General features: G+C 65.5%; 23 protein-coding genes. 7 read left to right on the forward strand and 16 right to left on the reverse strand.

Annotated elements, in window-relative coordinates:
- Positions 1 to 74 precede the first annotated feature (74 nt).
- The 5 genes from J7367_RS11505 (at position 75) to J7367_RS11525 (ending at position 4,820) form a co-directional block, all read left to right on the forward strand.
- A complete protein-coding gene (locus J7367_RS11505) occupies positions 75 to 1,505 on the forward strand; it encodes an amino acid permease (RefSeq protein WP_007962121.1) in 1,431 nt (476 codons plus the stop codon).
- 89 nt (positions 1,506 to 1,594) lie between these two features.
- Positions 1,595 to 2,248 (forward strand): methylthioribulose 1-phosphate dehydratase, encoded by a 654-nt coding sequence (locus tag J7367_RS11510; RefSeq protein WP_007962123.1) that lies wholly within the window; start codon positions 1,595 to 1,597, stop codon positions 2,246 to 2,248.
- A 35-nt stretch (positions 2,249 to 2,283) separates the two neighbouring features.
- A complete protein-coding gene (locus J7367_RS11515) occupies positions 2,284 to 2,850 on the forward strand; it encodes an acireductone dioxygenase (protein ID WP_005915388.1) in 567 nt (188 codons plus the stop codon).
- A gap of 2 nt (positions 2,851 to 2,852) precedes the next feature.
- Positions 2,853 to 3,551 carry an acireductone synthase gene (gene mtnC, locus J7367_RS11520; protein WP_007962134.1) on the forward strand — a complete coding sequence of 233 codons (699 nt, stop codon included), beginning with the start codon at positions 2,853 to 2,855 and terminating at the stop codon, positions 3,549 to 3,551.
- Positions 3,552 to 3,734: 183 nt separating this feature from the next.
- Complete coding sequence (locus J7367_RS11525) at positions 3,735 to 4,820, forward strand: C13 family peptidase (protein WP_057660050.1); 1,086 nt, start codon at positions 3,735 to 3,737, stop codon at positions 4,818 to 4,820.
- Positions 4,821 to 5,257: 437 nt separating this feature from the next.
- Here the strand turns inward: J7367_RS11525 and J7367_RS11530 are convergent, their stop codons facing one another.
- From J7367_RS11530 to hisS, 11 genes are all read right to left on the reverse strand, one after another.
- A complete protein-coding gene (locus tag J7367_RS11530) occupies positions 5,258 to 6,844 on the reverse strand; it encodes a calcineurin-like phosphoesterase family protein (RefSeq protein ID WP_057660052.1) in 1,587 nt (528 codons plus the stop codon).
- 107 nt (positions 6,845 to 6,951) lie between these two features.
- Complete coding sequence (gene hisIE, locus J7367_RS11535) at positions 6,952 to 7,572, reverse strand: bifunctional phosphoribosyl-AMP cyclohydrolase/phosphoribosyl-ATP diphosphatase HisIE (protein WP_057660054.1); 621 nt, start codon at positions 7,570 to 7,572, stop codon at positions 6,952 to 6,954.
- Positions 7,562 to 8,338 (reverse strand): imidazole glycerol phosphate synthase subunit HisF, encoded by a 777-nt coding sequence (gene hisF / locus J7367_RS11540; protein ID WP_022559052.1) that lies wholly within the window; start codon positions 8,336 to 8,338, stop codon positions 7,562 to 7,564. The genes hisIE and hisF overlap by 11 nt, the downstream gene beginning before the upstream one ends.
- Positions 8,332 to 9,066 carry a 1-(5-phosphoribosyl)-5-[(5-phosphoribosylamino)methylideneamino]imidazole-4-carboxamide isomerase gene (gene hisA, locus J7367_RS11545; RefSeq protein WP_057660056.1) on the reverse strand — a complete coding sequence of 245 codons (735 nt, stop codon included), beginning with the start codon at positions 9,064 to 9,066 and terminating at the stop codon, positions 8,332 to 8,334. Before hisA ends, hisF begins: the two co-directional genes overlap by 7 nt.
- A complete protein-coding gene (gene hisH, locus J7367_RS11550; protein ID WP_007963930.1) occupies positions 9,063 to 9,665 on the reverse strand; it encodes an imidazole glycerol phosphate synthase subunit HisH in 603 nt (200 codons plus the stop codon). The genes hisA and hisH overlap by 4 nt, the downstream gene beginning before the upstream one ends.
- A complete protein-coding gene (gene hisB / locus J7367_RS11555; RefSeq protein ID WP_007963926.1) occupies positions 9,662 to 10,789 on the reverse strand; it encodes a bifunctional histidinol-phosphatase/imidazoleglycerol-phosphate dehydratase HisB in 1,128 nt (375 codons plus the stop codon). The genes hisH and hisB overlap by 4 nt, the downstream gene beginning before the upstream one ends.
- The gene (hisC, locus tag J7367_RS11560; RefSeq protein ID WP_057660058.1) at positions 10,786 to 11,877 is read right to left on the reverse strand and encodes a histidinol-phosphate transaminase; all 1,092 of its coding nucleotides are present in this window, start codon (positions 11,875 to 11,877) and stop codon (positions 10,786 to 10,788) included. Before hisC ends, hisB begins: the two co-directional genes overlap by 4 nt.
- Positions 11,874 to 13,169, reverse strand: a complete 1,296-nt coding sequence (gene hisD, locus J7367_RS11565; protein ID WP_057660060.1) for a histidinol dehydrogenase — start codon at positions 13,167 to 13,169, stop codon at positions 11,874 to 11,876. The genes hisC and hisD overlap by 4 nt, the downstream gene beginning before the upstream one ends.
- Positions 13,166 to 14,080 (reverse strand): ATP phosphoribosyltransferase, encoded by a 915-nt coding sequence (gene hisG / locus J7367_RS11570; RefSeq protein ID WP_057660062.1) that lies wholly within the window; start codon positions 14,078 to 14,080, stop codon positions 13,166 to 13,168. The genes hisD and hisG overlap by 4 nt, the downstream gene beginning before the upstream one ends.
- A 9-nt stretch (positions 14,081 to 14,089) precedes the next feature.
- Entirely contained in the window at positions 14,090 to 14,413 is a 324-nt protein-coding gene (locus J7367_RS11575; RefSeq protein ID WP_007963919.1) for a YerC/YecD family TrpR-related protein, read from the reverse strand.
- Positions 14,414 to 15,037: 624 nt separating this feature from the next.
- On the reverse strand, positions 15,038 to 16,450 hold the full coding sequence (hisS, locus tag J7367_RS11580; protein WP_057660064.1) for a histidine--tRNA ligase: 1,413 nt from the start codon (positions 16,448 to 16,450) through the stop codon (positions 15,038 to 15,040).
- A gap of 203 nt (positions 16,451 to 16,653) precedes the next feature.
- Between hisS and J7367_RS11585 the strand changes: the two genes are divergently transcribed.
- A complete protein-coding gene (locus tag J7367_RS11585) occupies positions 16,654 to 17,319 on the forward strand; it encodes a helix-turn-helix domain-containing protein (protein ID WP_172955836.1) in 666 nt (221 codons plus the stop codon).
- Between the two features lie 85 nt (positions 17,320 to 17,404).
- On the opposite strand, the gene J7367_RS11590 is transcribed toward J7367_RS11585, so the two are convergent.
- Together J7367_RS11590 and thrC are read right to left on the reverse strand one after the other, a co-directional pair.
- Complete coding sequence (locus tag J7367_RS11590) at positions 17,405 to 18,148, reverse strand: murein L,D-transpeptidase catalytic domain family protein (RefSeq protein ID WP_057660066.1); 744 nt, start codon at positions 18,146 to 18,148, stop codon at positions 17,405 to 17,407.
- A 100-nt stretch (positions 18,149 to 18,248) separates the two neighbouring features.
- Positions 18,249 to 19,559 (reverse strand): threonine synthase, encoded by a 1,311-nt coding sequence (gene thrC, locus J7367_RS11595; RefSeq protein WP_176214997.1) that lies wholly within the window; start codon positions 19,557 to 19,559, stop codon positions 18,249 to 18,251.
- A gap of 155 nt (positions 19,560 to 19,714) precedes the next feature.
- On the opposite strand from thrC, the gene J7367_RS11600 reads away from it, so the two are divergent.
- Positions 19,715 to 20,029, forward strand: coding sequence for an EthD family reductase (locus J7367_RS11600; protein WP_042675108.1), 315 nt, complete (start codon positions 19,715 to 19,717; stop codon positions 20,027 to 20,029).
- A gap of 74 nt (positions 20,030 to 20,103) precedes the next feature.
- Here the strand turns inward: J7367_RS11600 and J7367_RS11605 are convergent, their stop codons facing one another.
- The 3 genes from J7367_RS11605 to J7367_RS11615 form a co-directional block, all read right to left on the reverse strand.
- On the reverse strand, positions 20,104 to 21,078 hold the full coding sequence (locus tag J7367_RS11605; RefSeq protein WP_057660078.1) for a homoserine kinase: 975 nt from the start codon (positions 21,076 to 21,078) through the stop codon (positions 20,104 to 20,106).
- Positions 21,079 to 21,119: 41 nt separating this feature from the next.
- Positions 21,120 to 23,627: a bifunctional aspartate kinase/homoserine dehydrogenase I gene (thrA, locus tag J7367_RS11610; protein WP_057660068.1), complete on the reverse strand. Its 2,508-nt coding sequence runs from the start codon at positions 23,625 to 23,627 to the stop codon at positions 21,120 to 21,122.
- Positions 23,628 to 24,298: 671 nt separating this feature from the next.
- On the reverse strand, positions 24,299 to 24,799 hold the full coding sequence (locus J7367_RS11615) for a TspO/MBR family protein (RefSeq protein ID WP_057660070.1): 501 nt from the start codon (positions 24,797 to 24,799) through the stop codon (positions 24,299 to 24,301).
- Positions 24,800 to 25,003: the final 204 nt, after the last annotated feature.

A 25,003-nucleotide genomic window follows, 5' to 3' on the forward strand; every position in this document is an offset into this window, starting at 1 on the left:
TTCTCTTAAGACCGGCGCGCGACGCCGGTCTTCTTGTTCAATGATCGCGCGTAGCGCCAAGCCGGAACCGCTTCATGTTCAAACAACTTTGGGCCACCAAACACCCGCATGCCAGCCATGAGGCGGCCGATGGGCTGGGCCTGCAACGCGCGCTTGGCCCCTGGGGGCTGACGGCCCTGGGGATTGGGGCGGTGATCGGCGGAGGTATCTTCGTCATCACCGGCCAGGCGGCGGCCGACCATGCCGGCCCGGCGATCATGCTCTCGTTCGTGCTCGCAGCGGTGTGCTGTGCGTTCTGTGCGATGGCCTACGCCGAATTCGCCGCGATGGTGCCGGTCTCCGGCAGCGCCTATACCTACACCTACGCCACCTTCGGTGAGCTGGCCGCGTGGTTCATCGGCTGGATGCTGGTGCTGGAATACGGCGTGTCCGCCTCGGCAGTGGCGGTCAGCTGGACGGGCTACTTCTTGAGCCTGCTCGAGCATTTCGACATCCACCTGCCGGCCGCATTCGTCAGCGCGCCGCTGGACGGCAAACTGCAACCCACCGGGGCGATCGCCAACCTGCCGGCGGCCGGCATCGTGCTGCTGCTGACCTGGCTGTGCTATGTCGGCATCCGCAAGTCGTCGGCCATGAACATGGCCATGGTGATCCTCAAGACCGGCCTGATCCTGCTGGTGATCGCGGTGGGCTGGAAATACGTGGACACCTCCAACTGGCACCCGTTCATTCCGGCCAACGAAGGTCCGGGCAAATACGGCATGGAAGGCGTGCTGCGCGGCGCAGCGATGGTGTTCTTCGCCTATATCGGCTTCGAAGCGGTGTCGGTGGCAGCACAGGAATCGCATCGCCCGCAACGCGACCTGCCGATCGGCATGATCCTGTCGCTGGTGGTCTGCACCGTGCTCTACATCGCCATGGCGGCGGTCATGACCGGCCTGGTGCCATACACCTTGCTCGGCACCGACGAGCCGGTGGTGACCGCGGTGGCGGCGCATCCGCAGCTGGCCTGGTTGCGTGTGGTCGTGGAAGTGGGCGCGTTGATCGGGCTGTCGTCGGTGGTGCTGGTGATGATCATCGGGCAGCCGCGCATCTTCATGATCATTGCGCGCGATGGCCTGCTGCCCTCGATCTTCACCCGCATCCATCCCAAGTACCGCACCCCGCATGTCAATACCGTCATTACCGGTGTCGGCATCGCGCTGCTGGCAGCGGTGTTCCCGCTGGATGTGCTGGGCGAACTGACGTCGATGGGCACGCTGATCGCCTTCGCCGCGGTGTGCGCCGGCGTGCTGATCCTGCGTCGCACCCATCCGGAACTGCCGCGCCCGTTCCGCATGCCGGCCGCCTGGCTGATCTGCACCGCCGGCGTGTTGAGCTGCCTTGCGCTGCTGTCGGCAATGACGCTGCACAACTGGATGCTGATGGGCCTGTGGACGCTGGTCGGGCTGGTGATCTACTTCGGCTACGGGTATCGCCACAGCCGTCTGCGCGACGGCCGCTGAGCCCCCGCATGAGCCGGCGTCGGGCGCGGCAAGACGACGCCTGCTGCGCTGCACCTGCCCATGCACCGGGGGCGCAGTAGAATAGGTCCATGAATGCGACCACTGCCCCCCTGCCCTATAGCGCCGCGCGTCTGCACGAGCTGGCGCATCTGCTGATCGCCAATATCCGCGAGCTGGCCCATGCCGGCTGGACACCCGCGACCAGCAGCAATTTCTCCCACCGCCTGGACGAACAGCACGCGGCCATCACCGTCTCCGGCCGCGACAAGGGTCGCCTGGTCGAAGAAGACATCATGGTGGTGGACTTCGATGGCCTGGCCGTCGGCCGCCCGTTGCGCCCGTCTGCCGAAACCCTGCTGCACACCCAGCTGTATCGCCGGTTTCCGGAGATCGGTTGCGTGCTGCATACGCACTCGCCGGTGCAGACGATTGCCTCCCGCCTGTATGCAGGTAGCGGTGTGATTCGGCTGGAAGGCTACGAACTGCTCAAGGCCTTCGATGGCAACACCACCCACGAAACCGCGATGGAAGTACCGGTGTTCGCCAATACCCAGGACATGCAGGTGCTGGCCACGCAGGTCGATGCCTTGCTGGACAAACAGAGCATGTGGGGGTATCTCATCGAAGGACACGGCCTGTATGCCTGGGGCCGCAACATGGCCGAGGCACGTCGTCATCTGGAAGCGTTCGAATTCCTGCTGCATTGCGAACTCGAACTGCTGAAACTGCGCGGCACGCGCTGAGTAATGCCCGTCCCCCATTCGTGAGCCAGACCGCCATGAGCCGACTGCGTATCTTTGCCGACACCAATCCCGCCACACCCGAGTTCGATAGCCGCGACGGCGATGCGATCGCCGCCGAGCTGGTCAAGATCGGCGTGACCTTCGAACGCTGGCATGCCAGCGCGCCGGTCGAACCGGGCGCAACGCCCGAGCAGGTGATGGACGCCTACCGCGCCGATATCGACCGCATCAGCGCCGAGCGCGGCTTCAAGACCGTGGACGTGGTCAGCATCGCGCCGGACAACCCCAAGCGCGAAGAAATGCGCGCCAAGTTCCTGGACGAACACTTCCACAAGGAAGATGAAGTGCGGTTCTTCGTCGCCGGCTCGGGCCTGTTCACGCTGCACGTCGATGCCAAGGTTTATGAGATCGAATGCGTCAAGGACGACCTGATTGCCGTGCCCGACGGCACCCTGCACTGGTTCGACATGGGACCGGAACCGCATTTCGTGGCGATCCGCTTCTTCACCGAGCCGGACGGCTGGGTCGGGCACTTCACCGGCACCGAAATCGCCAAACAATTCCCCCGCTACGCCCCCGAGAAACCTCACAAGGCCAGCTGACGATGACACGACCGCAAGCGATCCTCACCGATATCGAAGGTACGACCAGCAGCATTTCGTTCGTCAAGGACGTCTTGTTTCCGTACGCGCGCCGTGCCATGCCGGCCTACGTGCGCGAGCACGGCAATCATCCGCAGGTGCGCCACTGGCTCAACCAGGTGGCCGATGAAATCGGAGAGGACGTGCCGGACGAGGTGCTGATCACCACGCTGCAGACCTGGATCGATGAGGACCGCAAGCACACCGCGCTCAAGGCCTTGCAGGGCCTGATCTGGGGCGAGGGCTACAAGACGGCCGACTTCACTGCGCATATCTACGCCGATGCCGCGATCCAGCTCAAAGCCTGGCACGCAGCGGGCATTCCGCTGTATGTGTATTCGTCCGGCTCGGTGCCGGCGCAAAAACTGTTCTTCGCGCACAGCGACGCGGGCGACCTGAGCGGACTGATCACCGACTGGTTCGATACCGAAGTCGGCCCCAAGCGCGAAAGCGCCAGCTACCGCCGCATCGCCGAGCGCATTGGCGTGCCGGGGCCGGAGATCCTGTTCCTGTCGGATGTGATTGAAGAGCTCGACGCCGCCAAACGTGCCGGCATGCGCACCGCGCTGCTGGATCGCCTGGACGACTACCCCACGCCGCGTTCGGCCGACGAGGTCGGCAGCCACCAGCGCGTGGAGAGTTTCAGCCAGCTGGTGCTGTAAGCACGATCTGCAAGCCGGTTGCGCTCATTGCCGTTTGAGCGCAATCGGGCGTTGGCGCTGCGCAAGCCGCTGAGATGTTCCAGCTGCGACGCGCCGCATGCATCTCTCTGGCGGGGTGATGGTCTGCACTGCGGGCACCGTGCTCCGCCGCTCCCCCCTGTCTTCTCTGGACCTCGGCGCGCCATGTCGCTGCATTCCCCTTTCGCACCACATGCAGCATGGCGTCGACTTTCCGCGCTGATCGTCGTGGTGGCGTTGATGGCCGGCTGCCATCCGGACGCTGGTGCGGCGTTGCAGGCTCAGCCTGCCGAGAACCGCGATGAGGTCGATCCGGTCGATCCGGTCGATCAGGCCGCCTTGGCGCAAGCGCTGAAAGCGTTGCAACCGCAGCAGCCAGGCGTCACCGATCTGTACGTGGTCGGTTTTGCCGGCGATGCCAGCGACGATGTCTTCCGCAACGAGACGCTCTACCTCAAGCAGCTGTTCGAGCAACGCTTCGATGCGCGCGGGCGCGTGGTCACGCTGGTCAACAATCCGGACAACCTGGGCGAACATCCCTACGCCCCGTTGGCGACCTACGACAATCTGTACGACACGCTTGCCGCAATCGGCAAGCGCATGGATCGCAAGGAAGACGCGCTGCTGCTGTTCGTCACCACCCACGGCACCGAAGATCACAGCCTGTACGTGCAGGTGGACGACAAGGAAGAGGATTTCATCAGCCCGCAGGATCTGCGCAAGGCGCTGGACGATGCCGGCATCGACAATCGCGTCATCGTGCTGTCGGCCTGTTATTCGGGAGGTTTCATTCCCGCACTGCGTTCGCCGCAAACGCTGATCCTCACCGCTGCGCGCGCCGACCGGCCCTCGTTCGGCTGCGGCAATACCTCCAACGCCACCTATTTTGGGCAGGCTTGGTTGATCGATGCAATGAACCAGAGCGACGACCCATTGGCCGCATTCGACATCGCCAAAGCCGCCATCACCGCACGCGAAAAGCAGGAAGGCGAGCTGCCCTCGTTGCCGCAGCAGTCGCTGGGCAAGCGCATCGCGCCGGTGCTGGCGCGTTGGCGTGCCGGCGTGCATCTCGGGCCGGCGGTCGCGTATCCGTATCCGGCAGTGGACATGGATGCCGAGTCGGACCAGGACGTCGAGTCAACCGGATCAACGGACGATGCGCCCGTGGACGCCGTGCCGCGTTCGAAGGCCCCGGCACCCGCGAACCCGACAACCACGCCGCCAACTGCACCTGCAGCATCCAATCGATAACCACGGCGAGCGCTGAGACTAATTCTCATTTCGGCAGCGCTGACCGGGCATCGCTACACTCGCCCAGCCAGCCAGCAACCGCCAGCCAGCACCGATCTTCGCCAGCGCGCCAATGCCTGCCAGCCCGGATCCCAACACGCCTCCCTTGTGGAGGCGTTTGTGTTTGTGGCGATGAGGCTGCGTCGCAGCTGACGCATGCTTCGACGTCGCGATGTCGCAGCCGCGTTCTTGTCCATGCTGGATATCACGCAGACACAGCGCCCTATCGCTGCATCAAGAGCAAGGTAACAGGCAATCGTTTGATGCGACCTGGATTCCTGGCGCGAGGTGTCCCAGGATTGGGTGCTGTCAGGCGCTGCGCGCTCCTTCATCCACCCTTCGGGGGCATCCTCTCCCAGTGGGAGAAGGACATGAGGCGACGGTCACTGTTAGCCGCCTTACGGCTCAGCGGCTTGCAGGCGGTACACCGTGCTCGCGCTGTATTGCCCAGTGGGCAGGGTCGCGCGCACCTGGACGGTGTGTTCGCCCACCGCCAGCGTGGTCGGCAATGCGCCGCGCCAGAGATGCGTAGATGGCGTGGCCTCCGGCGAGCGGTCGTAACCGCGCAACGCGTCTGCCGCATCGTCGCGCACATTCTCTGCCAGCACACGCGGATCGCCACGCTCTACGCGCTTCATCGGCTGCCATGCGCCGTTATCGATGCGCATCTCGACCACGGTGTCGTCCTGGCCCATGAAGACATTGGCGTAGATGCCCCATGCCGCATACGCGCCCTTGCGCAGTACCTTGGGCGCGTGCAGCAGCAATTGCGCATCGTCGGCCGCGCGCGCGGCGTGATAAGCCAGCGTGTAGTTGCCGCTGGGGGCAACTTGCAGCACCGCATAGCCATTGGGAGTTCCATCGCTCATCGTCGCATCGGGAATGCCGTCGGCATCCTTGGCGCCCGACCAGAACGCACCGCAGGCAGCGCCGACGTTGTACTCGTGCAGCGGGCGCGCACCTTGCCAGCCTTCGTCCGCACCGTGATCCACCTGGCGCTGGGTGTGGCTATGGCCGCTGAGCACCAATACATGCGGAAACTCTTTCAACAATGCGAACAGGCGGCGGCGATCGGCATGCCGGAAGGTTTCCTGCCCCGGCACTGCATCGAACAGGTGGATATGCATGCCCAGCACCAATAGCCTGTCACGTGGCAGCTGCGACAGATAATTCTGCAGGAACGCGAATTGATCTTCGCGCAGGCCACCGATGTAGGCCTGCTTGCCGCCCGGCGTGTAGACCACATCGTCCAGGAACACGAAGCTGGCATTGGCCTCTTCCACCGCATAGGTGTCCGGACCGTAGACCGCATGCCAACTGTCGAGCGACTGCGCATCGTCGTGCGCGTCCAGGTTGAGATCGTGGTTGCCCGGCACGTGGAACCACGGCACGCTCAGCTGCGTGGTGACCTTGTTCAACGCCGGATACAAGCTTAGATCGTCGCTGACGATATCTCCCAGCGTGGTGCCCAGCCTGGCGGTGGTCTTGCCGATGATCGGTTCCACGATGTCGCGCTGGTAGTAGCCAACGTCGGCAAGGCTGGCGGTCTGGCTGTCGGCGAACACCAGCATCTGGAAGCCATCGGCCGCGGTGTTTGCGCGTGGCGTCAGCGCGAAATCCCAGTTGCGTGTGTTGCGGCCGGTCGCGGCGACACCGCTGTACCGATGCTTGGCAGAACCACGCGGTGCGTAGTGGCGCCAGAATGCGGGCAGACCGTCGGCGGCGGGTAAAAAGCGGCGGTCGCCCGGCTTGATCACGAATACCGTCTGCCCGTCGCGTACCGGCAGGCGGTAGCGCCCCTGTGCGTCGGTACGTACGATTTGCTCGCCATTGGAAACCGCCACATCGGCTACGCCCGGCTCATCCGCGCTGCGGCCGGCGCGCCCGTCGCGTTCTTCGTAGACGATGCCATCGACCGTGGTGCCGCGCGCGTATGCGCTTGCCGCGAGCAAGCCCAGTGCCAACAAAGCGAAGCGACGATGCATGCGTTTTCCCGCGCGAAGATCAGCGGAAATTGTACATGCCATCGCAAGGCGCGCAGTGCGTGTACGCAGGCGGCACACATGCCCGCTTATCCGTAGGAGCGACCACGTTATTGATGTCGCGACTCCAGCAACGCCACCGCGTCGCCAAGGCCCAGCCCACGTGCGCGCAGCAGCACGATCAGGTGATACAGCAGATCGGCCGATTCGCCGAGCAACGCGTCATCGTCCTGCACCACACCGGCCAGCGCGGTTTCAACGCCCTCCTCGCCCACCTTCTGCGCGATGCGACGGATGCCTTGCTCGAACAGTTTGGTGGTGTAGCTGGCATGCGGGCGTGCGCGCTCGCGCTCGGCCACCAGCGCATCCAGGCTGCCCAGGAACTGCCCGGGCGCAGACGGGAAGCAACTGGTGCGGCCCAGGTGACAGGTCGGGCCATGCGGGCGCGCCTGCACCAGCAACGTGTCGGCATCGCAGTCGGTCTGGATCGACACCACGCGCAACACGTTCCCCGAACTCTCGCCCTTGGTCCACAAGCGCTGCTTGCTGCGGCTGAAGAAGGTGACTTCACCGCGCTGCTGGGTCACGGCCAACGCTTGGGCATTCATGTAGCCCAGCATCAGCACGCGCAGGTTGTCGGCGTCCTGCACGATCACCGGCAACAGGCCCTCGCCCTTGCTCCAATCCAGCGTCGCGAGCGCGTCGCCCGTCGCCACGTCGTTACTGCCCATCGCGTACCTCGATCTGTTGCGCGCGCAAGAATTGCTTGAGTTCCGGAATCGGAATCGCGCCGCTGTGAAACACGCTGGCCGCCAGTGCGCCATCCACATCGGCCTGGTCGAAGACGTCGGCAAAGTGCTGCATCTCGCCTGCACCGCCGGAAGCGATCAGCGGCACCCGGCACAACGCACGCACCTGGCGCAGTTGGGCGATATCGTAACCGCGGCGCACGCCGTCGTTGTCCATGCAATTGAGCACGATTTCGCCTGCGCCCAACCGCTGCGCTTCGGCCACCCAATCCAGCGTACGCATCGGCAGCGCCTGGGTCTTGCTCGGGTCGCCGGTGTAGCGGCGCACGCGCCACTGACCATCTTCCTCACGAATCGAATCGATGCCGACCACGACACATTGCACGCCAAACGCGTCGGCCAGCTCGGAGATCAATTGCGGGCGGCCCAGTGCAGGCGAATTGATCGATATCTTGTCGGCACCGGCGTGTAGCACCGCGCGCGCTGTTTCCACATCGCCGATACCACCGGCCACGCAGAACGGAATATCGATCAGCCGCGCCACCCGCTCGACCCAGGTGTAGTCGACCGAGCGTCCTTCCGGGCTGGCACCGATGTCGTAGAACACCAGTTCGTCGGCGCCCTGCGCACGGTAGCGCAATGCCAGTTCGACGATGTCGCCCATGTCGATGTGGTCGCGGAACTTGACGCCCTTGACCACGCGGCCATCGCGCACGTCCAGGCACGGAATGATGCGACGGCTCAGCATGCCAGTGCCTCGTCGAGATTCAGATGCCCTTCGAGCAAGGCCTTGCCCAGCACGATGCCGGCGCAGCCTGCGGCCTTGGCAGCGGCGACATCGGCCAGATTGCGCGCCCCTCCGGAGACCTGCACCTGCAACTGCGGCGTCAGCGCGCGCAGATGCGCGTACAGCGCCATGTTGGGGCCCGACAGCATGCCGTCGCGGGCGATGTCGGTACACAGCAGATGCTGCAGCCCGGCTTGCGCGTAGCGCACGGCCAATTGATCCAGCGTGGCGTCTGCAGCCTCGGTCCAGCCGTGCACCGGCAACTGCCAGACGCCATTGGCATCCTGGCGCGTGTCCAGTGCAATCGTCAGGCGATCGGCACCGAATTCCTGCAGCCAGCCAATCACCATCGCGCTATCGCGCACCGCCAACGAGCCGATTACCACGCGTGCGGCGCCTGCGTCGAGGATGCGCGCCACATCCTCGCGCGAGCGCACACCGCCGCCGGTCTGCACGCGCAAGCCGGTGGCTCGCGCAATCTCTCCGAGTGTGCTGGCCAAGGTGTAGCCGCCTGCTTTGGCCGCATCCAGATCGACAAGATGCATCCACTGCGCACCGGCAGCGGCGAATGCCTGCGCACGCGGCAGCACGTCGTCGCCGTACTGCGTTTCGCGCGCGTAATCGCCTTGCAGCAGGCGCACCACACGACCGTTGCGGATATCCAGCGCCGGGTAAACGGTGAAACTCATGGGAAGCTCATCTCAAGAAAATTGCGCAGGATGCGTGCACCGGTATCGGCCGAACGCTCAGGGTGGAATTGCGCGCCACAGCGCAGCCCGTTCTGCACGACGGCAGTGAACAATCCGCCGTGATCGCAGGCGGCAACGGTGTCGGCGGTCACCGGCGCCGCATAGCCGTGCACGAAGTACGCACTGGCACGCTCGGGCAGACCGGCCAGCAACGCGGAGTCGCGCATCGGCACCAGCTGATTCCAGCCCATATGCGGCACGCGAATGCCAAGTGCCGGCGTCATGTGCCGCACGATGCCCGGCAGCAGGCCCAGGCACTCGACATCGCCTTCTTCGGAATGTTCGAACAGCAACTGCATCCCTAAGCAGATGCCGATCAACGGCACCTGCAATTCCCGCAATGGCTCGACCAAGCCCTGCGCGCGCAGACGCGACATCGCCTCTGGCGCCGCCCCGACGCCAGGCAGGATCACCCGCTGCGCGCCCTGCAGGCCAGCCGCATCGCGCACCACGCGTGCGTCGACGCCCAAGCGCTCCAACGCATAGCGCACCGAGCCCAGGTTGGCGCCACCGGCGTCGATCAGCGCAACGTCGGTCATAGCGCGCCCTTGGTGGTCGGCAACGCAGTGCCCTCACGGCGAATCGCCTGGCGCAATGCACGCGCCAAGGCCTTGAAGCAGGCTTCCACCTTGTGGTGATCGTTCTCACCGCGCACGGTCAGATGCAGATTCAAGCCGGACGCATCGCAGATCGAGCGGAAGAAATGCGGCACCAGTTCGGTGGGCATGTCGCCGACGCGCTCGCGCTTGAACTCGCCGTCGAAGACGAAATACGGGCGGCCGCTGAAATCCAGCGCCGCACTGGCGATGGTTTCGTCCATCGGCAACGTGAAGCCATGTTGCGCGGTGTCGCCGGCAACTTGCCATGGGCTGCTTTCCGGATCGAAGCCGTAACGGCCGATGCCGCGCTTGTCGCCCAGCGCTTCACGCAGCGCCTGGCCCAGTGCAAGGCCGGTGTCTTCGATGGTGTGATGCTCATCGATATGCAGATCGCCTTCGGCGCGGATCTCCAGCGCAAAACCGCCGTGCTTGCCGATCTGTTCCAGCATGTGGTCGAAGAACGGCAGACCGGTGGCGGTTTTCGGCTCGGCCACACGGTCCAGATCCAGTTCCACGCGGATCTTGGTCTCCTTGGTGTTGCGCTGGACCACCGCGCGGCGCGGCGCATCGGCCAGCTCGTGGGCGATGCCTGGCCAGTCCCACTCGCCGCCGAACTCATCGGTGCGCAGCTGAAACCCGCGGATATTCAGGTTTTGCGCGAACTGGATGTCGGTGATGCGGTCGCCCACCATTGCCGAGCGTGCCCAGTCGATGCTGCGGTCCTGCAGATACGGCACCATCAGGCCGACACCTGGCTTGCGCGTGGGCGCATTGTCGGCAGGCCAGCTGCAATCGATCAGTACTTCGCGAAATACGATGCCCTGGCTGGCGAAGATCTGCAGCATCAGATTGTTCGGGCCGTCGAAGGACGCGCGTGGGTAGCTCTCGCTGCCCAGCCCATCCTGGTTGCTGACGATGACGAACTGATAGCCTGCATCACGTAGCTTGAGCATCGCCGGAATCACATGATCGACAAAGCGCAATTTCTCGTAGGCGTCGATCTGGTAATCGGCCGGCTCGGTGATCAGCGTGCCGTCGCGGTCGACAAAAAGAATCGGGGTCATGCGGCGGCCTCCTGCGTGCGTTGCAGCGCGCTCAGCACGCGCTGGTTCTGTTCGTGCGTGCCCAGCGTGATCCGCAACGCGTCGGCCAGGCGCGGCACTGCGCGTTGATCGCGCACCACCACCCCGGCCTCCAGCAGCGCCTGGAATGCGCCTTCGGCGTCGTCGAAACGCACCAGCAGGAAGTTGCCTTGCGAGGGATAGACCTGACGCACCCCAGGCAGCTGCACCAACGCCTTGTGCACACGTTCGCGTTCGCTACGCACCTCGGCGATGCGGCGGCGTGTAACCTCCAGCGCTGGCGCAGACAAGGCCTGCTCGGCCATGGCTGCACATGGTGTGGGCACCGGATACGGCGCCTGGCAGCGGCGCAGCAAGGCGATCAGCTCGGCATTGGCGATCAGCGTGCCGATACGCGCCGCCGCCAATGCATGCGCTTTGGAAAGCGTGCGCAACACGGCGAGATTGTCGTAACGCCCGAGCAGGCCGACCGCCGAAGGCACATCGGAAAATTCGCCGTAGGCCTCATCCACCACCACCAGCGCCTTGCCTTGCAAAGCCTGCAGCGCTTGTTCGATTTCGTCCAGCGCAATGGCCGAACCAGCAGGATTGGACGGCGAACACAGGAACACCAACTTGGCGTTCGAAGACAATGCCGCTGCCACGATCGCCGGGATATCCGCATGGAAACCGTCGGGCCCGTCGACCAGCGGCACGTCCACCAGCGGCGCGTTCTGCAGCCGTGCGCACACGGCGTACATGCCGAACACCGGCGGCGTGACCAGCACCGCGTCGCGCTCTGGCACGCACAGGCCACGGACCAGCAAATCGATCGCCTCGTCGCTACCGCGACCGATCAACAGCTGCTCCGGGGCGCAACCGTACAGCGCCGCAAGCGCGCTGCGCAGGCCCTTGGGTTGCGGGTCGGGATAGCGCCGCGTGCTGGCAGCGGGATCGGCGGGATTGGCCCAGGCAGACTCGTTGGCGTTGAGCCACACATCGCCCTGCAACGCACTGGTGCGCGCCGACGAATAGCCCGCGAATGCACGCAGGTCTTCGCGCACCAGATCCAGAATCGACGACGTGCTCATGCTGCCGCTCCCATGCGTAGCGCCACCGCATTGGCATGGGCATCCAGCCCCTCGGCCCGCGCGAGGAGCAACGCGCATTCGCCGATGCCGTCGATGCCGGCCTTGCTGGCCGCCTGCACGCTGACCATGTTCTGGAAGCTGGCCACGCTCACGCCGCTGTAGGCGCGCGCCGCACCGCTGGTCGGCAATACATGATTGGTGCCGCTGCAGTAGTCGCCCAGCGCTTCGGGCGTGTAATCGCCGAGAAACACCGAACCGGCCGCTTCGACGTGCTCCAACCACGCGCGCGGTTCGCGCAGCGCAAGAATCAGATGCTCCGGCGCATAGCGATTACTGATCGCAAACGCCTCATCCAGCGTCTGCACCTTGATCAGCCGCGATTGCGCCAGCGCCTGGCGCGCAATGTCCGCGCGCGACAGTTGCGCCAGCTGAACTTCCAGCTGCGCTTGCACCGCATCGATCAACGCGGCACTGTCGGAGAGCAACAGCACCTGCGAATCGGGGCCGTGTTCGGCCTGCGACAACAGATCGGCAGCCACGAACGCCGGCTGCGCACCCGCATCGGCGATGACCAAGACTTCCGAGGGGCCGGCCGGCATGTCGATCGCCGCCGCACCGGACTGGGCCACCTGCTGCTTGGCTTCGGTAACATAGCTGTTGCCCGGGCCGAACAGCTTGTCGCAGCTGGGCAGCGATTCGGTGCCATACGCCATCGCCGCGATCGCCTGCGCACCGCCGAGCTTGAACACGCGGCGCACGCCGGTGAGTTGCGCGGCCACCAGCACCGCCGGGTCCACGCTGCCGTCCTTGCGCGGCGGCGTGCACAACACCACCTCGCGGCATCCGGCCAGACGCGCCGGCACGCCCAGCATCAAGGCCGTCGATGGCAGCGGCGCACTGCCTGCCGGCACATACAGGCCCACACGGCCGATCGGCCGCACGATCTTTTCGCACACTACCCCGGGCGCGGTTTCCACCGCATAGCCCTGGCTCATCCCGGCGCGGTGGAAGGTGTCGATGCGTGCGACCGCATCCTGCATGGCCTGGCGCAGCTCCGGTGGGACGGCCGCTTCGGCGGTGACGAATTCGGCTTCGCTCACTGCGAAGCTGTCCAGCGACACGCCATCGAAACGCGCGGTGATCTCGCGCAACGCCGCATCGCCGCGCGTGCGTACGTCGGCAATCAAGGCGGCGACCGCATCGCGCGTTCGTGCGGCCACGGTCTGCACCGGGCGGGTCAATGCGTCGGTGCGTGCAGCACCGTCGAGTTGGGACCAATCGAGAATCTTCATGCCAGCGAGCGCTCCACCGTCAACACCATCAAGCCTTGCGCACCTGCGCGTTCGAGTTCTTCCAGGCGCTGCCAGGTCACCGCGCCGTGGCACATAGTCTGCAAGCGCAGCGCGCCGTTGCCGTCGTCGGGCAACTGCACCAGCGGATCAGCATCGGGCAGCAGGCGGCGCAGCGCATCCACGTTGCCGTGCTCGGCACGGAACATCAGCAGCTTGCTGTCGCGCAGCTTGAGTACGCCGTCCATGCGCCGCAGCAGCATTGCCAGAAGGCCGGCACGCGCATCGGCAGGTTCGCGCACCGCGCCGGCCAGCACCGCTTCGCTTTCCATCACCAGTTCGACCGGCTTGAGCTGGTTGGCGGCCAGGGTGGCGCCGCTGGAGACCAGATCGCAGATCAGATCGGCGGTGCCCAGGCGCGGGGCGATTTCCACCGAACCGGACAACTCCACCACCGCCGCGTCGATGCCCTGCCGCTCCAGCCAATCGGCCAAAATCGCCGGGTAGCTGGTGGCGATACGCTTGCCCGCCAGTTGCGCCACGCCGTGCCAATCCCATTCTTCCGGCACGGCGAGCATCAGGCGGCACTGGCCGAAGCCCACCCCACGTACCGCGTGGTAGGCGGCCGGCAAGCCATTGCGGCGGCGCTCGGCGGCCTGCTCTTCCAGCTCGTTCTGGCCGACGATGCCCAAGTCGCAGACGCCATCGGCGATCAGGCCGGGGATATCGTCGTCGCGTACCAGCAGCAGGTCCACCGGCAACGACTCGCCGTAGCAGAACAGCTTGTCGCGGCTCTGCCGCCAGCTCAGCCCGCAGGCGGCCAACAGGCTGCGCGCCGGCTCGGCCAGACGGCCGCTCTTCTGGATGGCGATACGCAACCGGTCACGTGCCGGCGCTGCCGTGGAAGCACTCATCTTGTTCTCTCAGTGGGAGTCGTCAGGGCGCGACGACTGCTCGCGCAGGGCCGCGGCATAGCCGCCGGCGCCGTGGTCCAGGGTGCGTGCAACGCGCCCGATGGTGGTCACGCTGACCTGGGTCAGCTCGTGGATTTCGCGATACGGCACGCCCTTGACCAGCAGCGGCACCACCCGCCAGCGGTCGGCCATGGCTTCCAGCTCGGCGGGCGTGCATAGGTCACGCAGAAACGCTTCGACGGCCCCAGGCTCGCGCAGGCATGCCAGTGCGTCGGCCAGCATCGTCAGCGAGGCGGCGACGTCGGTAGTTTCGGGGGCAGATCGTTGTTTCATTGCGTTAATGTAATAGCGTGTTAGTACATTAACGCAAACGACGGGACTTGTCACCTGTTCGGATGGTGTGGAGAGCGCTCGTTCGGCTGGCCCTCATCCGGCGCTTCGCGCCATCTTCTCCGCAGGCGGACGAAGAAAAGCAGGCGGTTCCCTTCCTCCGCCTGCGGGGGAAGGTGCCCGAAGGGCGGATGGGGGCGAGATCTCGTACAGCAACACACACCGCTTCACGTGCGGATTGCGCGCCCTTCCATCGCAAAGCCAGCAACGAAGCCTTAGCCGAACGCTGCGCCACACTTCTCAACTGCGCTGCCGGGAAGCTCCGAAGCCCCTCCTCCGGCGCTACGCGCCACCTTCTCCCGTTGACGGGAGAAGGACCAAGGGCTGGTCTGCGCACATTGGGTTCTTCCGTCGCCGCCAGAGAGCCGGGAGCGATCAGCCCAGGCAGGCCCGCTCCGGTTTGTCGCAAGCGGCAACGTGGCGCAGAGGCACGATGTTCACCATTTCGGCACACATCCGATGCGCCGCCGCTCTTACATAGATGACACAAAGCATGCCCGCCGGACTCGCACGGCAAGCAACTGTAGCGCCCTTCAAATCAGGCAATCAGAAACGACCAGCTCCGCCTCACGGCATCGCCTTGGCCTGTTCCAGCTCAACCAGCAAAGTGCTGGCCAGCTCGTCGCGGGCGACATCGAATTGCTGCTCGCGGACCAGGTCCTTCACCGCCACCACGCCGCGTGCCAGTTCGTCGTCGCCGGCCAGCACCACGAAGCGGATGCCGGCACGAGCGGCATACTGGAACTGCTTGCCGACCTTCTTTGGCTCCATCTGCACCTCGGTGTTGATGCCACCGATGCGCAGCCGGCGCGCGATATCCAGCGCGTCGTCCAGGCGGGTCTCGTCCATGAGCGCCACCATCGCCTGCACGCTGCGTTCGGCGATGCCCTGGATCAGGCCGGCCTCGCGCAGCTGCCAGAACAGGCGGGTCAGGCCGATCGAAATGCCCACACCGGGCAATTTGGACTTGGTGTAGTGGCTGGCCAGGCTCTCGTAACGGCCGCCCGAACAGATCGAGCCGATCTGCGGGTGGTCGGTCAGCGTGGTTTCGTAGACGGTGCCGGTGTAGTAATCCAGCCCGCGCGCGATGGAGAAATTCAGGCAGTACGCGCTCTCCGGCACGCCCAGCGCCTTGACCAGCTCCAGCACTTCACGCAACTCGGCGATGCCCTCGCCCAGCGTCGCGCTGGCCCCGACCGAGCCTTCCAGCGCCTGCAATTGCGCCAGCGCATCGGCATGCCCTTCAGAGCGCACCGCCACGAAGGCGAGAATCCTGGCCACCTGCTCGGCAGGAATGCCAAAGCCCTCGCCCACCAGCGTGTTGCGCACGTAATCGGCGCCACGCTTGTCGATCTTGTCGACCTCGCGCAGCACCGCCAGCTGCAACTCGCCTTCGGCCACGCCCAGGCTTTCGAAGAAGCCGCGCAGCAGCTTGCGATTGTTCAACTGCACCTTGAAGTCGCCGATGCCCAGCTCGGCAAACACCGCATGGATGACTGCCAGCACTTCGGCGTCGTAGCGGATGCTCAACGCATCCTTGCCGATGACGTCGATGTCGCACTGGTAGAACTCGCGGAAACGCCCACGCTGCGCACGCTCGCCGCGATACACGCGCTGCATCTGGTAGCGCCGGAACGGGAAGCTCAAGTCATGCTCGTGCTCGGCGACGTAGCGTGCCAGCGGCACGGTCAGGTCGAAGCGCAGCGCAAGCTCCGGCAAGCCGCCGTTCTCGGCGCCCTCATCGGCCGCAGCGGCGGCATTGGCCAGCGCGCCGGTGGACTGCACGAAATACACCTGGCGCTCGGTCTCGCCGCCGGATTTGGTCAGCAGCACATCGGAAAGCTCGAACACCGGCGTTTCGACCGGCAGGAACCCGAACCGCTCGTAGTTGCGGCGGATGACGTCCAGCATGCGCTGGAACGCGATCTGCTCGCGCGGCAGCAATTCCATGATGCCGGGCGGCGTACGGGGCTTGATCACGAGCGAAACTCCTGCAGGACAATGTGGCGAACGCACAATTCTACCGGCTGGGCGGCCGCGCTGACCGCATGGCGTATCATTCAATGCGTCCCAGCAGTGCGTGGCCCATGTATCGGCAGCTCTCCGACCCCAGCGCGACCTGCCCGGCGCCCAGCGCGGCATCCGCCAGCGGCACGCCCAACTCAGATTGCGCCCTTTGCACCGTGCGCGGCCGGGCCATTTGTGCGGCGCTCTCGGCGCAGGAAATGGACGCGCTGGACCAGGTCACCCACGCGGCGGCCTACGCGCCCGGCAGCACCCTGGTGCGTGCGGGCGAGACCCGGCACAACGTCTATACCGTGACCTCCGGCGCGTTGCGCATGGTGCGCACGCTGGCCGACGGACGCCGCCAGATCACCGGCTTCGTGCTGCCCGGCGACTACGTCGGGCTCACCGAAACCGCGCAGCACCGCCACGATATCGAAGCCATCGTCGACAGCCGGGTGTGCCGCACGCCGATGGCGCAAATGCGCCAGCTACGCGAGCGCTACCCACAGCTGGAACGCAAGCTGCTGCAACGCGCCAGCATGGAGCTGGCCGCCGCGCAGGACACCGGCCTGTTGCTGGCGCGCCTGCACCCCAGCGAACGGCTGGCGCATTTCCTGCTACGGCTGGCCGCCCGCTCCACCCAACCCGGCGCCAGCGGCGACACGGTGGCGCTGCCGATGAGCCGCAGCGACATCGCCGACCACTTGGGGCTGACCGTGGAAACGGTGAGCCGCACCTTCACCAAACTGCGGCAGCAGCAGTTGATCGCGCTGCCGCAACTGCATCTGGTGCAGATCCTGGATTACGCTGCACTGCGCCGTCTGGCCGGCGATACGGTGTGAGGATTGGCGGCTGATTGATGGATTTCATTGATGCGTCGGTGCGTGCTTGTCGAAGCAGTCGGTCGGGTCGGTGACGCGCAATCGCTCAGCGCCCGGCCACTGCACGCGCTGCCGCACCGCTACAGCCACCGCTCAACAGCCGCGATTGGCGCAGCCAGGCGCGATCCGGGTAGTAGGCGAACACGAACGCACCGTCGCGCAAGGTATCGATCAACTGCTTGGCCACCGCTGGCCGCACCGCCGGGCAGCCCAGGCTGCGGCCGAGCCGGCCCTGGGTGCGGATGATGGCTTCGCTGACATAGGGTGCGCCGTGGATCACGATGGCACGGTCGCGCGCGTGGTCGTTGAAACCGGGCTCCAGACCCTTGAGCCGCAACGAGTAACCGTTGTGCCCGGTGTACGACTCCTGCGCGGTGAATGCGCCCAGGCTGGACTGGAAGCTGCCGTCGTTATTGGAGAACTTCGCCGCCTGGTTCTCGCCGGTATTGCGCCCGTGCGCGACCCATTCGCGAAACAACAGGCGTTGCTTGTCCAGATCGAATACCCAGAGCCGGCGCTCGGTCGAGGGGCGGCTGTAGTCGATGACGCTGAGCACCCGTTCGGCACCCACCTGCTGGCGCTGTCGCGCGCATTGCAGTGCCTCGGTGGCCAGGGCCAGCACCTGGCGGTCCAGCGACGGCGCCTGGCGCGCCAGCGCCTCGACCAGACCCACACGCGGGGCGCCCAGCGGCGGCACCGGTGACGCAGACAATGCATCGGCCGCATTGGCCGCACCGGCCGCTGCCCACCCGCACAAGACGGCGGCAACGGCGATCATTCGATCAGACATGCAACAACCCACAGCGGACGCGGCGCCACAGCGGGGCCGCACCCCCTAGAAATAGCCGCATATGGGCCACTTTCCAACCCCGGTGGCTGAACGCGTTGGGTCAGGTGGCATCGGCAAGCAAGCGCTGCCGAAGGGCGGCGTAGTCCGCCGCCAGTGCTTCGGCCTGCGCTGGGCGCTGCAGCAGTGCAGCCAGTGCCGGCGGAACCTCTACGGCACGGCCAATCAGCGGCTCCACCACACCCTCGAACTTGGCCGGATGCGCGGTGGCCGCTACCGCCCAGTCGCCAGTGCCGCCCTCCGCGCCTTCTGCACGCAGTTGTTCGAGCACATGCACCGCGGTGGCGGTATGCGGGCAATGCACCTCGCCGTAGCGCGCGAAGCGCTGCTGCACGGTGTGGCGAATCGCCGCATCGTCCACGGACAAGGCCCGGAATTCCTCACGCAAGGCGGCGTCGTCGCCGTTGTAGAGCCAGCGCAGCCGTTCGAAATTGCTCGGCGCCCCCACGTCCATCGCATTGGCCAGCGTGGCCACGCTGGGCTGCGGTACGTAGGCATCGCCCGCGAAATAGTCCGGCAACACATGATTGGCGTTGGACGCCAGCGCGATGCGGCCCAACGGCACCCCGAGCGCGCGCGCGATGATCGCCGCCAGGGCGTTGCCCAGGTTACCGGTGGGCACCACCAGATTGAGCACGCTACCCGACGCTGCATGGTGCTCCAGCGCGGCATGCGCGTAGTAACTCATCTGCGGCAGCAGCCGGCCCAGACTGATGCTGTTGGCCGAACTCAGCGGCACCTGCGTCTGCAACGCGGCATCGTTCAAGGCCTGCTTGACCATTGCCTGGCAGTCGTCGAACGAGCCGGCCACGCGCAGGGCCTGGATGTTGTCGCCGAAACACCCCAGCTGATGCGCCTGCCGCGGCGACACGCGGCCGTCCGGATACAGCACCACCACGCGCAGGCCGGGCTGGCGATGGAACGCGGCGGCCACGGCGGCGCCGGTGTCGCCGGAGGTGGCGACCAGGATGGTGAGCGGGCGGTCTTCAGCACGGCGCAAGCGGGTCAGGCAGGCAGCCAGGAAGCGCGCACCGAAATCCTTGAACGCGGCCGTGGGGCCATGAAACAGCTCCAGCGCGTAATCGCCCGGCGTACCCAGCGCCACCAACGGCGCCGGGAAATCGAAGGCTTCGGCACAGATGGCAGGCAGTTCGGCCGCCAGTGCGTCGCCCTCGAAAAATGGCTGCAACAGCGCAGTGGCGGTGTCGGCCAGGCCGGCGCCCGCAACCAGCGTACGGGCAGGTGGCAGGGTCTGCGGCACGTAGAGGCCGCCATCGGGCGCCAGCCCGGCGGCAATGGCCTGGCTCAGGCTTGCAGCGGGGGCACCGCCACGGGTGGAGATAAACATCAGCATGACTCCAGATAAAGCGAAGGCTGGGCGGCACCCATGACAAGGGGTGCCGCGTGTGAGGTAGCCGGGCGTCGCGTTGCACCGGCGTTCGGCCGAAGGGTTGCGTACGGTCGATGGCGCGGGGCTATGCTGCGCGCACCCTTCCGTGGAGTCGGCAGATGATCAAGGTCAGTGTGATGTACCCGTACCGCGACGGCGCCCGCTTCGATCACGCCTACTACCGCGACCAGCACATGCCGCTGGTGAGCGCGCGCATGGGCGCGGCCTGTTTGAAATACACCGTGGACAAGGGCATCAGCGGGGGGGAGGCCGGCAGCCCGCCGGCGTTCATCGGCATGTGCCACATCTTTTGCGGGTCGGTGGAGACCTTCAACGCCGGCTTCGGGCCGCATGCACAGGAAATCCTCGCCGACATCGCCAACTACACCGACCTGACCCCGGTCATGCAGATCAGCGAAGTCGTCGTCGACTAAATGACGTGTGCCAATCTGCAGGCCAGACCTGCTACCGGCTGCCTGCGGCGCGTTGGCATTGCGTGCGTCCCGATTCATCCGAGCAACCGCGCCGCAGGACTTGCGATCGGCGAAACCCAGGCCTGGCTATCGAACCCTACAGCCGCAAACCCGGCCTGCACTGCCGGTGCCGCAGCTTCGGCCGCGGCGCGCGATTCGAACCAGGCAAACACGCTCGGCCCGGCGCCGGAAATGCTGGCGCCGAGGGCGTTGTGGTCCAGCGCTGCCTGTTTGGCGTCGGCGAAGCCGGCGATCAATGGGGCGCGACGCGGTTCGATCAGCACATCACGCAAGCCCGCGCGTACCAGGTCTGCATCGCCGGCATGGCAACCGGCCAACACCAAGGCCAGATTGGTGCTCTGCGCGACGAATTCGCGCAATTGATAGTTTCCTGCCAAGGCTTCGCGCGCGCGTCGCGTTTCCAGCACTGCATCCGGATGCACCAGCAGGCTATGCCACGCCGCCGGCACGTTGATCGGCACCAGGCGCTCCAGCGTGCACAGCACCAAGCCACCGGCAAACAGCGGCCCCAGGTTGTCGCCGTGGCGGCTGCCGCTGGCCACCGCTTCGCCATCGAGCGCGTATTGGTAGAGCTGGTGGTGATCCAGCGGCGAGGCCAGCAGCGCGTTTGCCGCGACCAACGCTGCCACGCATGACGCGGCAGACCCGCCCATGCCCGAGCTCAGCGCAATACCTTTGTCGATCTCGATTTCGAATCCATACGGCAGCTGCAAGGCTGCCCGCAGCGAAATGAGTGCAGCGCCTGCAGTGTTGCGCTCGGCATCCAGTGGCAGCGCCACCGTCGTGCCGCGAATCGCAGCGATGCGCACCACTGGCGCTTCGATCCGGCGCACGGTCACAGTGTCGCCAACGCCATCGATCGGATAGCCGAGCAGGTCGAATCCCACCGCAACATTGGCAACCGATGCCGGTGCGAAGGCGCGCGCTTCGTGCAGGCCATGTTTGCCCGGGGAAGCGCGATCGCTGCCCTGCGCCTGCGCCTGCACCACCGCTGCCTGGCTCACGCCGGCCTGGCTGACAACAGTCTGCGTCACAGCCGCGCGCCCTCGCCTGCCGCCACGCGCAGCAGATCGGCGAACACGCCTGCCGCGGTCACTTCCGGCCCCGCGCCCGGCCCCTGTACTACCAGCGGGTTCTCGCAGTAGCGACGCGTGGTGAACTGCACCACGTTATCGGTCAGACGCAAGTTGGCGAATGCATGATCGGCCGGCAGTTCGACCAGGCCCACGCTGGGCGCGCGGTCCGGCGGCAGCTGCGCCACATAGCGAAGCACGTTGCCGCGCACGCGCGCGTCGGCCAGACGCTGCGCAAAGGCGGCATCCACTTCCGGCAAGCGCGCCATAAAATCGTCCACGCTGGCCTGACGCAGCGCTTCCGGCACCAGGCTTTCAACCTGCACATCTTCCAGGCTGATGGAACGCCCCGCTTCGCGCGCCAAAATCACCAACTTGCGCGCCACATCCACGCCGGACAGATCGTCGCGCGGATCCGGCTCGGTGTATCCCATGCCACGCGCCTGCGTCACCAGTTCGGCGAACGGAACGCTGCCGTCGTACTTGTTGAACAACCATGCCAACGTGCCGGAGAAGATGCCTTCGATGGATGTGACTGCATCGCCGGTATCGACCAGGTCGCGTAGCGTGGTGATCACCGGCAAACCGGCGCCCACGGTGGCTTCATAACGGAAGCGCGCACCACTGGCGTCGGCCGCTGCGCAAATCGCCTCATAGCGCGCCAGCGGCCCGGAACCAGCCTGCTTGTTCGGCGTCACCACATGGATGCCGGCGGCCAGCCAGCCCGCATAACGGTCTGCGACTTCGGCGCTACCGCTGCAATCGATGATCACCGTATGCGGCAAATGTGCCGACAGCAGATGCGCGGTGAAGCGTTCCAGATCGGTCGCGGTGGTGGCCAATGCAAACGCATCGCGCCAGTCGCCGACCAACCCGCGCTCGTCCAGCAACATGCGACCACGCGACACCACCGCACGCAGACGCAGATCCAGATTGGCCTTGCCCAGCAACTGCGGTTGCGCGACGCGTAGCTGATCCAGCAACGCCGCGCCGACATTGCCCGGCCCGATCACGCCCACCGAGAACGTCTGCGGCGATAACCAAAAACCCGCATGCGCCGCGCGCAACGCCTTGGTGGCATGCGCCGCATCGATCGCTACCGAGATGTTGCGCTCCGACGAGCCCTGCGCAATCGCCAGGATATTGACCTGCGCTCGCCCCAATGATTCGAACAAGCGCGCCGCCACGCCTGGCTGGCCGGCCATGCCATCGCCCACCGCTGCGAGCACGCTGATGCCGGTGGTCAGCTGCACGCGCTGCACCTGCCCGACCGTGAGTTCATGCGCGAACGCCTGCAGCAAGGCATTGCGTGCACGCTCGGACTCGTGCTGTTTGACCACGCAACAGATCGAATGTTCTGACGAACCCTGCGAGATCATCACCACCGACACCTGCGCGGTGCGCAGAGCGGCGAACACGCGCTCGGCCGTTCCCGGCACACCGATCAGACCGGTGCCTTCCAGATTCAGTACCGCCAGATCCGGGCTCAGCGTCAGCCCCTTGATCGGCCCGCTCACCGCGCTGCTGGCGGTGATGCGCGTGCCCGGGTGTTCGGGCTGGAAGGTATTGCGGATGATGATCGGCAAACCACGTTCGATTGCAGGCGACATCGTTTGCGGATGCACCACCTTCGCACCGAAATACGCCAGCTCGCAGGCCTCGTCGTAGCTCAGGGTTTCCAGTTGCACCGCTTCGGGCACCACGCGCGGATCGGCCGACAGCACGCCATCCACATCGGTCCAGATATGCAACTCATCAGCGTCGAACAATGCGGCGAAGATCGCACCGGAGTAATCGCTGCCGTTGCGGCCCAGTGTGGTGATGCGGTCGGCGCGATCGCGCGCCACGAATCCGGTCACTACCACGCGCGTTTGCGGATGCGCTTGCCGCCAGGTTGCAAGACGTTGCGCACTGGCCTCCCAGTCCACGTCCACACCGAGTTCGCCGCGATTGACCACCAGCACATCGCGCGCGTCCAGCACCGCGCAGTCTTCGCCGATCGCGCGAAAGTGATCGCCCAGCAACTGCGCCGAATACACCTCGCCCAAACCCTGCACGCGGTCGAGCACTTCACGCGGCAATTCCCCGATGACCGCCAGCGCGCCGAGGATCTGCGACAGATGCTCGAAGCGCTCGTCCAGCCACTCCACGGTTGGCCCGGAATGCTCGCCGAGCAACGCCACCGCCGCACCGCGATGGCGTGCGCGTGTTTCGTGCCACCGCTCGCGCCATTCGGGGCGATTCTTCGCCGCCAGTTCGGCCAGTTCGATCAAGGCATCGGTGACGCCCTTCATCGCCGAGACCACGGTGACCTGCACCGTCTCGTCGCGTGCAAGCAGCAGCTGGGCCACATGCCGATAACGCTCGGCATCGGCCACCGAGGTGCCGCCGAATTTGTGCACGACGGTGCGCGCAGAGGACGCAAGAACAGCAGCGGGTTCGAACGAAACAGCGGGCGATGACATCGACAGACCTCATTGGGGAGGCCCCGTCCGCATCGGATGAGAGAGGGAAGCCCCCGCATCCTGATCCGGGTGCGGGGCCGTTGTTTTCGGAAGTTACGCGAAGACGACGGACCGCACCGGGCGAATGGTGGCGGTAGTAATGATGGTGGTAATGCCGGCCACGCCCGCACCGGCCCGCAGCAGCGGCTGGCAGAGAAGCGAAGCGATGGCGGAGGCGTTACCCATGCATGCAAAAGACATCACCGGGCCGAGGCCTGTCAAGCATTGCGTGAATGGGCAGGCGCATACGCCGGGCGCAGGGAACAGAAAACCTTGCCGCTCAGGGATTTAAGCGCCGCGCGTGCAAGCAATTGATTGCCATGGAAACTTTTCTGGGGACCTAGGCGGACCGCTGTGCGCAGCTTTGGAAGACCTCTCACCGCCGTGGCACGACGGGAAAGACTTAACTTGCATCGTTAGCGCCATCTACGCGCGTGCACCTGTCTGGTGAGCGCGGACGTGCGATGCGGCTCAGAGGCCGTCATAACCTTTGAACGCCCTGTCCCCTTGCTGCTGCCGACATGCCGCTTCCCACTGCGGGTTGTCGTCGCCCCGCACAGGTGATCGTCGTCCTGAGTTGCGAGCCACGAGACAAAGCAGATCCAGCCAACTCCCTGCGTGACAACACGGGATCAGCCGAGCACTTGAGGATTGAGTTGCCATACCGAGAAATTGAGCGCCGCCGCAAAGCTCACCCATGCCAGATACGGCACCAACAGCCACTCCGCCAAAGCCTGCCTCTTCGCAAACGCCCCGATGGTGGCCACCAGCACGAGCCACAGCGCCACGATGTCCGCGAACGCCCACGCCCCCTGATGCCACGCAAAGAACAACCAACTCCACAGCCCGTTGAGCGTCAGCTGCGCGACGAACAGTGTCAGCGCCACGCGCGCACCAGCCCATCCCCCACGGCGCCACACCAACCATACCGACACCGCCATCATTCCGTACAACACCGTCCACACCGGCCCGAACAACCACCCCGGCGGCGCCCACCCCGGCCGTTGCAGCTGCGCATAAAAGCTGGCCGCCTGGATTGATGCCATTGCGCCTAAACCGGCGATGGAATAGCAAAGCATCAGCCAGCCGAGAAGACCCAACCATTGCGGCTTTTTTGAACGTCCTCGGATCATGACTGCTGTGACCTCTCATCACCGTTCGTCATCTTCGCAGAGCGCCTGTGCAAGCCGTGACTACGCAAATAAGCGAGTCCGCCGTCAGCTGAGGCCGTAGGGATTCGTGCCGTCAGGTCCAATCTCTCGGGATAGGGAATTACACTCCAAACCGATGTGCTATTTAAACTTGGGGGGACGTCGGCCAAACTGGCGCTTGATCAC

This window comes from Xanthomonas sp. D-36-1 (assembly GCF_017746155.1).
In the GTDB taxonomy this organism is placed as follows: Bacteria; Pseudomonadota; Gammaproteobacteria; order Xanthomonadales; family Xanthomonadaceae; genus Xanthomonas; species Xanthomonas cissicola.

Bases quoted from the DNA above. Each gene is read 5' to 3' on its own strand.
- J7367_RS11505 (WP_007962121.1), top strand. From the start codon at position 75: ATGTTCAAACAACTTTGGGCCACCAAACACCCGCATGCCAGCCATGAG.
- J7367_RS11510 (WP_007962123.1), top strand. From the start codon at position 1,595: ATGAATGCGACCACTGCCCCCCTGCCCTATAGCGCCGCGCGTCTGCAC.
- J7367_RS11515 (WP_005915388.1), top strand. From the start codon at position 2,284: ATGAGCCGACTGCGTATCTTTGCCGACACCAATCCCGCCACACCCGAG.
- mtnC (WP_007962134.1), top strand. From the start codon at position 2,853: ATGACACGACCGCAAGCGATCCTCACCGATATCGAAGGTACGACCAGC.
- J7367_RS11525 (WP_057660050.1), top strand. From the start codon at position 3,735: ATGTCGCTGCATTCCCCTTTCGCACCACATGCAGCATGGCGTCGACTT.
- J7367_RS11530 (WP_057660052.1), bottom strand. From the start codon at position 6,844: ATGCATCGTCGCTTCGCTTTGTTGGCACTGGGCTTGCTCGCGGCAAGC.
- hisIE (WP_057660054.1), bottom strand. From the start codon at position 7,572: ATGGGCAGTAACGACGTGGCGACGGGCGACGCGCTCGCGACGCTGGAT.
- hisF (WP_022559052.1), bottom strand. From the start codon at position 8,338: ATGCTGAGCCGTCGCATCATTCCGTGCCTGGACGTGCGCGATGGCCGC.
- hisA (WP_057660056.1), bottom strand. From the start codon at position 9,066: ATGAGTTTCACCGTTTACCCGGCGCTGGATATCCGCAACGGTCGTGTG.
- hisH (WP_007963930.1), bottom strand. From the start codon at position 9,665: ATGACCGACGTTGCGCTGATCGACGCCGGTGGCGCCAACCTGGGCTCG.
- hisB (WP_007963926.1), bottom strand. From the start codon at position 10,789: ATGACCCCGATTCTTTTTGTCGACCGCGACGGCACGCTGATCACCGAG.
- hisC (WP_057660058.1), bottom strand. From the start codon at position 11,877: ATGAGCACGTCGTCGATTCTGGATCTGGTGCGCGAAGACCTGCGTGCA.
- hisD (WP_057660060.1), bottom strand. From the start codon at position 13,169: ATGAAGATTCTCGATTGGTCCCAACTCGACGGTGCTGCACGCACCGAC.
- hisG (WP_057660062.1), bottom strand. From the start codon at position 14,080: ATGAGTGCTTCCACGGCAGCGCCGGCACGTGACCGGTTGCGTATCGCC.
- J7367_RS11575 (WP_007963919.1), bottom strand. From the start codon at position 14,413: ATGAAACAACGATCTGCCCCCGAAACTACCGACGTCGCCGCCTCGCTG.
- J7367_RS11590 (WP_057660066.1), bottom strand. From the start codon at position 18,148: ATGTCTGATCGAATGATCGCCGTTGCCGCCGTCTTGTGCGGGTGGGCA.
- thrC (WP_176214997.1), bottom strand. From the start codon at position 19,559: ATGCTGATGTTTATCTCCACCCGTGGCGGTGCCCCCGCTGCAAGCCTG.
- J7367_RS11600 (WP_042675108.1), top strand. From the start codon at position 19,715: ATGATCAAGGTCAGTGTGATGTACCCGTACCGCGACGGCGCCCGCTTC.
- thrA (WP_057660068.1), bottom strand. From the start codon at position 23,627: ATGTCATCGCCCGCTGTTTCGTTCGAACCCGCTGCTGTTCTTGCGTCC.
- J7367_RS11615 (WP_057660070.1), bottom strand. From the start codon at position 24,799: ATGATCCGAGGACGTTCAAAAAAGCCGCAATGGTTGGGTCTTCTCGGC.